Annotated in this window: 12 protein-coding genes; 5 read left to right on the forward strand and 7 right to left on the reverse strand. The window is 41.3% G+C overall.

Translation table 11 applies throughout. The annotated features are described in order from the left end of the window. The first annotated feature begins 89 nt into the window (after nucleotides 1-89). On the forward strand, nucleotides 90-1,259 hold the full coding sequence (locus ACM0OR_RS26625) for a cysteine desulfurase family protein (RefSeq protein ID WP_414579438.1): 1,170 nt from the start codon (nucleotides 90-92) through the stop codon (nucleotides 1,257-1,259). A gap of 10 nt (nucleotides 1,260-1,269) precedes the next feature. On the opposite strand, the gene ACM0OR_RS26630 is transcribed toward ACM0OR_RS26625, so the two are convergent. From ACM0OR_RS26630 to ACM0OR_RS26640, 3 genes are all read right to left on the reverse strand, one after another. Further along, nucleotides 1,270-1,521, reverse strand: coding sequence for a hypothetical protein (locus ACM0OR_RS26630; RefSeq protein ID WP_414579434.1), 252 nt, complete (start codon nucleotides 1,519-1,521; stop codon nucleotides 1,270-1,272). Nucleotides 1,522-1,671: 150 nt separating this feature from the next. Continuing rightward, a complete protein-coding gene (locus ACM0OR_RS26635; protein WP_190709708.1) occupies nucleotides 1,672-1,992 on the reverse strand; it encodes an addiction module antidote protein in 321 nt (106 codons plus the stop codon). After that, the gene (locus tag ACM0OR_RS26640; RefSeq protein WP_190709710.1) at nucleotides 1,979-2,323 is read right to left on the reverse strand and encodes a type II toxin-antitoxin system RelE/ParE family toxin; all 345 of its coding nucleotides are present in this window, start codon (nucleotides 2,321-2,323) and stop codon (nucleotides 1,979-1,981) included. The genes ACM0OR_RS26635 and ACM0OR_RS26640 overlap by 14 nt, the downstream gene beginning before the upstream one ends. 212 nt (nucleotides 2,324-2,535) lie before the next feature. On the opposite strand from ACM0OR_RS26640, the gene ACM0OR_RS26645 reads away from it, so the two are divergent. Continuing rightward, nucleotides 2,536-3,276 carry a DUF1995 family protein gene (locus ACM0OR_RS26645; protein WP_414579435.1) on the forward strand — a complete coding sequence of 247 codons (741 nt, stop codon included), beginning with the start codon at nucleotides 2,536-2,538 and terminating at the stop codon, nucleotides 3,274-3,276. Between the two features lie 238 nt (nucleotides 3,277-3,514). Here the strand turns inward: ACM0OR_RS26645 and ACM0OR_RS26650 are convergent, their stop codons facing one another. Both ACM0OR_RS26650 and thiD read right to left on the reverse strand, forming a co-directional pair. Then, on the reverse strand, nucleotides 3,515-4,108 hold the full coding sequence (locus ACM0OR_RS26650) for a hypothetical protein (protein WP_414579436.1): 594 nt from the start codon (nucleotides 4,106-4,108) through the stop codon (nucleotides 3,515-3,517). Nucleotides 4,109-4,291: 183 nt separating this feature from the next. Further along, the gene (thiD, locus tag ACM0OR_RS26655) at nucleotides 4,292-5,146 is read right to left on the reverse strand and encodes a bifunctional hydroxymethylpyrimidine kinase/phosphomethylpyrimidine kinase (RefSeq protein WP_323266795.1); all 855 of its coding nucleotides are present in this window, start codon (nucleotides 5,144-5,146) and stop codon (nucleotides 4,292-4,294) included. 9 nt (nucleotides 5,147-5,155) lie between these two features. Here thiD and ACM0OR_RS26660 point away from each other — a divergent pair, with 9 nt between their 5' ends. Then, the gene (locus ACM0OR_RS26660) at nucleotides 5,156-5,923 is read left to right on the forward strand and encodes an N-formylglutamate amidohydrolase (RefSeq protein ID WP_323266794.1); all 768 of its coding nucleotides are present in this window, start codon (nucleotides 5,156-5,158) and stop codon (nucleotides 5,921-5,923) included. Between the two features lie 56 nt (nucleotides 5,924-5,979). On the opposite strand, the gene ACM0OR_RS26665 is transcribed toward ACM0OR_RS26660, so the two are convergent. Further along, nucleotides 5,980-6,414, reverse strand: a complete 435-nt coding sequence (locus tag ACM0OR_RS26665) for a hypothetical protein (protein WP_323266793.1) — start codon at nucleotides 6,412-6,414, stop codon at nucleotides 5,980-5,982. A 125-nt stretch (nucleotides 6,415-6,539) separates the two neighbouring features. Here ACM0OR_RS26665 and ACM0OR_RS26670 point away from each other — a divergent pair, with 125 nt between their 5' ends. Both ACM0OR_RS26670 and ACM0OR_RS26675 read left to right on the forward strand, forming a co-directional pair. Next, entirely contained in the window at nucleotides 6,540-8,390 is a 1,851-nt protein-coding gene (locus ACM0OR_RS26670; protein WP_414579437.1) for a S8 family peptidase, read from the forward strand. Between the two features lie 99 nt (nucleotides 8,391-8,489). Then, entirely contained in the window at nucleotides 8,490-8,723 is a 234-nt protein-coding gene (locus ACM0OR_RS26675; protein WP_323266791.1) for a hypothetical protein, read from the forward strand. Here ACM0OR_RS26675 and ACM0OR_RS26680 read toward each other — a convergent pair. Continuing rightward, nucleotides 8,710-9,033: a thioredoxin family protein gene (locus ACM0OR_RS26680; protein WP_323266790.1), complete on the reverse strand. Its 324-nt coding sequence runs from the start codon at nucleotides 9,031-9,033 to the stop codon at nucleotides 8,710-8,712. The two genes, ACM0OR_RS26675 and ACM0OR_RS26680, sit on opposite strands and share 14 nt — an antisense overlap. Nucleotides 9,034-10,277: the final 1,244 nt, after the last annotated feature.

Raw genomic sequence — 10,277 nt, forward strand, 5'->3', positions numbered from 1 at the left:
ATCTAGCATCCCTAGGTTCTATAGATGATGTTTTTTGTCAATGCGTAAGTCCTATACTCATTACTCAGCACCCTTTATTAATTATTAATATGCAAATATATCTAGATTACAGTGCTACTACCCCCACGCGCCCAGAAGCGATCGCAGCGATGCAAGCCGCACTCACCCAACAATGGGGGAATCCTTCTAGCCTGCATGAGTGGGGACAACGGGCAGCAACTATTGTAGAACAAGCTAGGGTACAAGTAGCGGGTTTAATTAATGCCGCCAATCCCGATGCTATCGCGTTTACTTCCGGGGGTACGGAAGCTGATAATCTAGCAATTATGGGTGTGGCTAGGCTGTCCGCAGTTCCACAACACATGATTATTTCCAGCGTGGAACACTCAGCGATTACTGAACCAGCCAATTTACTAGAAAAGTGGGGTTGGGAAGTCACCCGTTTGGGAGTAGATAAAAAAGGTAGAGTTAATCCCCAAGACTTAAAAGCCGCCTTGCGACATAACACGGTTTTAGTTTCAGTGATTTACGGACAAAGTGAAATTGGTACAGTCCAACCCATTGCAGAATTAAGCCAGATAACCCAACAACATGGGGCTTTATTCCACACTGATGCAGTCCAAGCCGCAGGACGTTTACCGATAGATGTACAGCAGTTAGCTGTAGATTTACTGAGCTTATCTAGTCATAAATTATATGGGTCGCAAGGTGCAGGGGCTTTATATATCCGTCCTGGTGTGGAATTGATACCCTTACTCGGTGGCGGTGGACAAGAGAGGGGTTGGCGTTCTGGTACACAAGCATTACCCGCGATCGCCGGTTTTGGTATCGCCGCCGAACTAGCAACCCAAGAACTAGCCACAGAAACACCACGTTTAATTAAGTTACGCGATCGCTTATTTTCTTTGTTAGCCGATGTCCCCGGTTTAATCCCCACCGGCGATTTAGAACATCGTTTACCCCACCACGTTAGTTTCTGTCTAGAATCCGCCGACGGTGAAAAACTTAGCGGTAAAACCCTAGTCCGCCAACTTAACTTAGCAGGTATTGGTATTAGTGCAGGTTCAGCTTGTCACAGTGGTAAACTTAGCCCCAGTCCCATACTCTTAGCAATGGGTTATCCCGAAAAAGCTGCTTTCGGAGGAATCCGCCTCACCCTAGGACGTGATACCACCCAAGCTGATATCGATTGGACAGCGATGGTATTAAAGCAAGTTTTAGAAAGACTCGTCCCGAAGTTATCTTTAGCAACGGGTTAACTTAATTAACTCAGTATTCATATCTAACCTGATACTCACTAGCTTCAACTATATTGCCTATTTGTTGGTTGATACTGCTTTGGCTAAAGTAAATATCTTTTGGATTTCCTGTATTATCGTCCGATATCTCAAAATGGAGTGTGATTTCTTTACTATCGGGGTTAAAAACTGTTTCCAAGTATCTCAATTTTGAGAAAACGGGAGTTTTGTCGCTGTCCACAAATTCGTAAATACTACCCGGTTTAAATTTGAGCTTTTCCATCGCAATCTCCATATAGCTATGGAGCTAATTCTAAGCTGCCAAGAATCATCCAAACCCTATCTAGATGGGGATTTATGATTCCAGGATAAAGATATTCATTGCCGTTGGTTTTAACTTAATCATTATAGATAAAAGCGTGTAATAGGAGATTCACTCTGCCCCAGACTGCATGATTTTTTGTGGTGTGAGGCAATATCCCATTGCTTTCATAATAGAATTAACGTTTTCAAGACGTGGATTGCCATTGCTAGATAAAGCTTTTTGTAGCCCTCGGCGCGTCATACCTGCTTGTGAGGCTATTTCACTAATTCCCCGTAAACGGGCAATCACGCGCAAGGAGGCCAGTAATGCCCCAGCGTCATTGTCTTGTGCGTATTCTTGAAATATCTCGGTCAAATAATCATCAATTTCTTCAGGGTGCTTGCGGAAGTATTCTTCCTCAAATTCATCAAGTGTTCTAAATTTTCTCACGACTTAGATACTCCTTCCAATAAGCTTTTGCAGAATCAATATCTTTTTGTTGAGTATCTTTATCACCTCCACATAAGACGATAACAATATTTTCCTGGTCTTCGCCAAAATAAACACGGTAGCCTGAGCCAAAGAACATTCGCAATTCACTTAAACCATCTCCTATGGGAGCAACATCACCATAATTTCCTTGTTCCAGTCGGCGTAAACGTTGCAGGATGCGTCGCTTTCCCTGTTTATCTAGTAAATTATCTATCCACTCTGTAAACGGTTCATAACCGCCTTGATTGGCATAGATAATAATCTGTTTTGGTTGTGCTTCTTTAGACACTTCAATGTTTACTTCTATTCATAACATATGCGAACCTTAATTCGCAATCTGTTTTCTAAGTCATCCCAAAAGTGTTAACTACCGACAGGTATATGGCTGATTTTGACCCAGTTATAGAACACTCAAACATAATTTTCTCTGAAACTGAGGGGTGAAAATCAGAGCCAATCCTGAAACAATAGGAGTAAATACGAAATAGCCATATACAGATTATGCCGGAATTGCCAAATACCTTAGAAGATGCGATCGCCCAAGCGCGTGAAGCCACCAAAGCCGCTTTAGCAGACGGTTATAGCCGCATCCAAGTTGAGTTACTGTTTCCAGAACTCAAGTTTATGCCCGTGGCGGAACAATTTTTACCTGTCTTTACAGAATATGAATCTCGTTTGAAAATCTTTTTTGCTGATGCTGGCGCGGCGGGTTTAGCCCGGCGGGATTGGGCAGATACCCCATTTAAAATTTTGGATATTGGTACAGGTAGGGTTGCTTCTATCCAATCCAAAATTCAGCCAGAGGATGAAATTTTCTTATTTATCGCCCCTACATCTGTAGAAGTGCCGCAACTGGAAAAAATTTGTGAAATAATAGGCGATCGCCCCTTCGTTATGTTGAACCCCCGCCTAGAAGATTCCGGCGTTGTGGGCATTGGTTACGCCGCCAGACAAACCCGCAAACGTTTCATCAGTACCATTGAGTCCTGCTATTACCTGCGTCCCGTAGATGATGAAACAGCTGTATTCCGTTGCTACCCTGGATTGTGGGAAATTTGGGTAGAAAATAGCAACACATGGTCAAAAATAGCCGAATTGCCCAATAAACCATCCGGTGATGAGATAGATTTAATTCTCGCCAAAGGACAACCACAAACATCTACAGATAGCACTGCTGCACCAGGGAAAAAGCCCAATGTGTTTAAGAGTTTACAACGGTTTATTAAGGCATTGAATAGTTAGGAGCAAACAATATTAGTCAACCGCCCCACCCACCAGGGCATGGGGCGTTAAAAGGGGGCTAAAATGGAAAAAAATTACTTCAGAGAAATCGCCAATTGCGAACTACTATTTTGAAGATTAATTCTGAGTTGATGCAGATAGAAAAACAGCCAGTTTCACCAAATGATCCTAGTCAATTCGATTCACTGCAATTGATGAATCAAGATAACCAATAGAGATGGATTTCTATCTTCTTGTACTAGCGATTTTGTTGTTCAAATAGGGGACGCACAATTAAATATCCAGCCCCAAAAGCTGTCAACATAATGAACACAATACTGATTGCTAACCACCAACCATTAACTTCCTTAGCCTCTGACTTAGAGGTAGGATAGTAACCTACTTCTTGTTCTTCAATCAAGACTGTTTCTGGCACAAGAGGATTGATTTCTACTACAGGCACAGCAAAATTAGTCTGACGGCTTTTGCTGCTAGACGCTTCAGGTACAACAGGCTGGCGTGAACGAGTAACCTGTGAGCGTGTTTTAGCTTCTGAAGACTGATGATTACTGGGGATATTACTCACTTCAGGGTGAGAATTTGGAGTAATACGGTAATCTACTAGTTTTTGCAAATGTATAAAAGATTTAACAACTTGAGTAATTTCATGGCGCAGGAGTTGATTTTCTTGCACTAATTGTTGATTTTTAGCAGTCAGCATATCCAACTGTGACTGTGTTGCTTTTAATTCTCCTGATAATTCCCTATATACGTATAATGGTACGGAGGTTGGATGAGTCGGAGATGTTGGTTTTGATGGATTGCCATGAACAGAACCGGTGGTTGTTCGCATCGCTTGCTTGGTATCAAAATGAGGTTAATTAAAGTATGCGCCATCCTATCAAAAGATAGTCAGCCTTACAACTAGCGCAATGAGTATATGGAAAAATACTCTTATTGCCAAAATATCTCAAGTTATATTGTCAGGATTTACACATTAGTTAATGGGCATGGGGAATAGAAATTTGACAAATGCCTAGCGTTGATTAATGGCTACACTGTGTAATTCTTCGTTGGATAACAAAGGAAAGAAGTGTCCTACAGGGCCTTGACCTTTGCCGATATCTAAGGCGTAAGTGAGTGCATTGGTAACATATTTTTTAGCTTGTTGTACAGATTGCCATAAATCTTTGTTTTTGGCTAGATTGGCCGCGATCGCAGCTGATAAAGTACAACCAGTACCATGAGTATTCTGAGTATCTACTTGCTGTGCAGTTAAGGTTTCTAACTTTTGCCCATCAAACCAAATATCAACGCCACGGGCATTTCCTAGCATTCCCCCACCCTTAACTAAAACAACTTTCGCCTTTAAATTGCGATGAATTACTTGGGCTGCTGCCCTCATATCATCTAAGGTATTTACCGTTAAACTGCTGAGAATCTGGGCTTCGTAGCGATTGGGTGTAATAATAGCTGCCTGGGGAATAAGTTGCTCGCGGAGTGTCTTAATAGCATCATCATCAATTAATTGCGACCCAGTGCGTGATACCATCACCGGGTCAACAACTAAGTTATCAATTTGTAAAGCCTCTACTTGCTGGGAAACAGCCGCAATAATTTCTTGGTTCAGCAACATTCCAGTTTTCGTTGCTTGTACGCCAATATCCTCAACGACTGCTCGCATTTGGGCTATAACAGCCTCTGGCGGCATAGCATCAACTCGCGCCACCCCTAGAGTATTTTGAGCCGTAATGCAGGTTATAGCACTAGTACCGTGGACACAATGAAAGGCAAAGGTGCGTAAATCAGCTTGAATTCCCGCACCGCCTCCACTATCTGAACCGGCAATGGTTAAAGCAACAGGAATTTTGGATATTATTTCAGCATTCATATTAATCAAATGGATTTATTTACTATTAAGACACCGATATCTAAACCAGTCCCAGTAGTTGCTAATCTCCCTCATAGTGGGCTAGCAATTCCCCAAGAGATAACTACACTATTATTTCAGGCATATCTCCCCAACCAAGATTGGCATTTAGATAAACTATATGATTTTCTCCCGCAATTGGGAGTAACAGTCATGCAAGCTAATTACAGTCGATATGTAGTTGACTTAAACCGAGAAAAAAAAGAACCCTTAGCAGGAAATTTCTGGTCATCTGTTGTACCGCTACAAACAGCATTTGGTCAACCAATTTATAAAAATAATCCCAGAGTAGAAGATATACAAAACCGCATCCAAAACTATTATCTTCCTTACCACCGAAAATTAGAAAAACTCCTAAAAGAGAAAGTTCAAGAATTTGGTAAAGTTTATCTACTCGACTTACACAGTTTTGGCGGATTAATTGATGACCAAATATGTTTGGGGAATCTTAATGGGAAAAGCTGTGGCAACTTCTTGATATCAACAGTCGAAGATAGTTTTGTATTTCAGGGCTACCAAGTGGTGAGAAATAAAATATTTACTGGCGGTTATATCACTCGACATTACAGCCAAATAACAGGGGTTGAAGCATTACAAATTGAGGTGAAATATCATGTCTATTTAGATAAAATTCAGCTAGATCAGCCACGTCCGCCTGATTGGGATATATCCCAGTTTTATCAAGCCAAGGACAAATTTAGAGATATTTTTGACAAGCTACTTAATAAACTACAATGAATACCATCTCAAATTTAAATGTCAATTAATTAAATTCTGACTAACGAGACTAATAATTACTGATTTTGTTCCTGATGTAAGTTTTGCAATGCCGCTTGCAAAAATTTACCCCATTCTGCTGCTAAGGGAATTTCTGTAAACGGAACTTTCACCGATTTAGTTGTGTCGGTAAAGATAAATTCTAGCTCAATAGAACGACTCTTATTAGGTAAAGAATGAATATCTATTACTTTTTTATCTATCAAAAGTTGGATTTTTTGGACATCAACTAAAGAAAAAGTTTCTAGTTGAATTAGCCCTTTGGCTGTGGGTTTACCCCAAGTGATATCGTTATCTTTTTGACCCAAGACCGCATAAATATCATACTTAGCGCGATCAAATTGCTCTGCCCAAGTACGATAGGCTTCAACTTTTTGATACTCCTTTGACCCTTGCCAAGCCAACCAGAAAAATATTATTAATAGAGGCAACCATAAAAGTCCACGTTCCATCGTTTAAATAGTCCTAAGTCAAAAATTTAACTAAAAAAGGTTAACTAAATTGCCAAGTCCACCAATTAGGGACACAGATAAGTTATCGTAGTGAGCAAACTGGCAAAAAGCGGTGATGAGTTGGTATGAGAAAACTTATAATATTGTGCTTGTTTGTCATCGGGTTGGTATCGGCTGTATTTGGGTTTCTGAATTTTCAGGGACTAGCAGCTAAAGGCGAATTTCAGACAATTTTGTTAGATTTTCGGGAAGATATTCCAGCCGAGGTGATCAAGCAAGATTTACAAGCGATCGCTCAAAAATACAACGTTACTCCTCAACTAGATAATAAATTCTCAGCACGAGACAATGTTTATATTATCAAAGGCGATCGCAAAAGACTCAAAGAACTAAAGAAATCTTCCTTTGCTAAAGCTACAGAAATTATCGAGCCGAACTACATCTATAACCTAATTGAGCCAGCAGCCAAACCTACTTGGCTAGGCGAAATATTAAGACCCCAGAACGGCGAAGATGTACAACCCTCATTAACTGCACCCAACGACGAATATTACAGCAAACAGTGGAATCTCCACAAAATCGGTGTTGAAGGTGCATGGAGTCAAACTAAAGGCAGTGGCGTAACTGTCGCAGTCATTGACACAGGCGTTACCAAAGTCCGGGATTTGCAAGAAACAAAATTCGTCAAAGGTTACGATTTTGTCAACGACAAAGAAGAAGCCAGCGATGACAACGGACATGGTACACACGTCGCCGGGACTATCGCCCAAGCCACCAATAATAAATATGGTGTAGCAGGTATTGCCTACGAAGCCAAACTCATGCCCTTAAAAGTTTTGAGTTCCTATGGTGGCGGGACTGTTGCCGATATTGCCGAAGCCATTAAATTTGCAGCTGACAAAGGCGCAGATGTAATTAATATGAGCTTAGGAGGTGGCGGTGAAAGTCAACTTCTCAAGCAAGCCATTGACTATGCCCACAGAAAAGGTGTAGTCATCATTGCCGCCGCCGGTAACGAAAACGAAAATTCTGCTTCCTATCCCGCCCGTTACCCCTACGTGATTGGTGTTTCAGCATTTGGCCCCGATGGAGAAAAAGCCCCTTATTCTAACTTTGGTGCTGGCGTTGATATTTCCGCACCTGGTGGAACTGATGCAGGGTCAATTCTGCAAGAAACCATCAACGAACAAGGCGAAGGCGTGTTTCTGGGACTCCAAGGTACAAGCATGGCTTCTCCTCACGTTGCCGGTGTAGCAGCTTTAATCAAAGCTAAAGGCATCGAAGAACCAGAGGAAATTTTAAAAGTCCTCAAGCAGTCAGCAAGAGTCATTCAAGACGATGGACTCAACTACTACGGTGCTGGACAACTCAACGCCGAAGCAGCAGTGAAACTCGCCATCGAAGGGAAAATCAGCTTTCAAGATTTCTTCCGTTGGTTGCGGGATAACGGCTATCTCAACCCTGGCTTTTGGATAGATGGCGGTGCGGTAGCATTATTACCAAAGGTATTAATGGTAGTTGGTTCTTATCTCCTAGCGTGGTTTCTGCGGGTTTACTTCCCCTTTGCTTGGAGTTGGTCATTATCTAGCGGACTGATTTTTGGTAGTTCTGGGTTATTCTTCCTCAAAGGTATCTATATCTTTGACCTACCCCAGTGGCCTTTCCGCGTTTTAGGTAGTTCCTTACCCGAATTAGGCAACACCATCCAAGGGACTGGTGCTTTAAATCCCATATTTGCCAGTGTATTAATTCCAATTGTGTTGATGGCATTACTACTAGGTCATCCCAACTGGAAATGGTTCGCCATTGGTTCTACCCTGGGTGTAGCCGCTTGCTTAACAGTCAGCGCAGTTTTAGACCCAGCCGTTTGGGGCTTAGGTAGTGACAACTTAGCCAGGATATTCCTCATAGCCAACGCCTTACTCTGTTATGCACTAGCACGTTTAGCATTGAATAACGAAGGACAAACAGCGTAGAGGGGAGTAGGGGCAAGGTAGACAAGGTAGAATTTTTACTCCCTACTCCCTACTCCCTACTCCCTACTCAGCCCTACTCAGCCCTACTCAGCACTTATTATGAGCATCACAGTTACAGGTAAAATCGAACGCCGTGAACTTGGCATGGGTACATGGGCATTAGTCACCGATGAGGGTGCTACCTATGAAATCCTCAAGGGTGCAGATAAAGAATTACTCAAAGCTGGGCAAAAAGCTCAAGTTAAAGGACAGGTGCGCGAGGATATCATGACCATTGCCATGATTGGCCCTGTCCTAGAGGTAAAATCCTTTGAGGTGATTAGTTCTGATTAGCAGTGGAATTGATAACCTGCTGTAGACGAGTTCTAAATTCTCCTTTGGGATGTCCTCCTTTCACTTCACCGATGATTTGGAATTCACCTTCTGGAGAATCACAAATAATGTAGGTAGGCCATCCCATTTCAGATTTATCAGGATACTGGGTGAGCAGAATCTTGCGATATTTGCGATAGGTCGCTGTATCCTGCATTTTTACGTCAATAAATTGCAAGCCTAGTTCTTCAGCCACCTTTTGGTCATAAAAAGACATTTTGTGGCAGATACCGCATTCTTCGGAAGAAAATTTAATAACAGCTAAACTCATGTAGCTTTGTATCTCTTTTAGATGTAGCCGATATACTTAAGTATATCTCTAGACATAGCCGTATTAATCTATCACAGGGTAAAGATTCTAGAGAAAAATTTTAACTGTGAGAAAACCGAGACATAAGCATTAAGATATGCTCTCTCAGCACAAAAATCATAAGTAGTTCTCTACTAATATAGAGCCATCGCCTGGAATCATAACTATCTTGAAGCAGTAAATTATCCTGTAAATCTGGTATTTTTTGGCTCTATGATGAGGCGATGATATACCCACCCACAGTAGGCGACAGTCTACAACCGACCACAGGTCATCGCAAACCCATTCTCTTCCCAACATATACTTACTTAAGTATGTGCAAACACTACAAATCAGGGCGAGAAAAGAGTCAACCAAAATTAAGTAATCATCATCACTCAATGGGAACATTTTTCAGATTACTTATTCAAAATATGATAGGTAATGACTCTGCGATAAATTTACACCTACTCAGTGAAAAATAAGTTATAATTCCTGAGACTCAAGAAAATCTAGTTAACAGACTGTGACATTCACACCAATAACACATCATCTGGGCTAGAATAAAACTCCAATCTTGAGCTAAAGTGTAGCCCCAAGCAACTACCAATCACCAGAGCAGACCAATTAAACATCTACCCTTAAAGGCTCTAGCGATTACCAAAGAAACAGGGAAGTTAGTTATTAAGGTGTATCTATCAATTAATTTTTCCAGGATAAATTTCTGTCTTCCGGATAAATTTATGTGATGGTTGACGGTAGTTTTTCCAAAAAAAAGCCCCTAGTGGTGGCAGCCAGCCAGGGGAGTCAATTATCAGGGTGCATCTACCAATTAGTTGTTCTATGATTCAATAATAAATTCCGGAGGAATTGTCACAAATGGAGTTGCTTTTTTGCATACGAAAAAAAAGCTCTCGTCGGTGGCAGTCAATTAGGGGAGTTATTGATTAGGGTACGTTCATCAAACTAGTTAACGTTTTTTAGAAGTAATCAGTATCTCCTAAATAAACTTGTTATTGATGGAGTTACTGATTGCTAGACATAAAAAAAGCCCCCAGTCAGGTGTTAGCCAAACCGGGGAGTTAGTTATCAGGGTGCATCTACCAATTAATTGTTCTACCTCTATTGAGTAGTTTCAGGACAAATTTCTCAAATTCGCTAATTATTGATGGCTAGACATAAAAAAAGCCCCCAGTCAGGTGTTAGCCAAACCGGGGAGTTAGTTA

Source organism: Anabaena sp. CCY 9402-a (assembly GCF_963920945.1).
GTDB lineage: Bacteria > Cyanobacteriota > Cyanobacteriia > Cyanobacteriales > Nostocaceae > Trichormus > Trichormus minutissimus.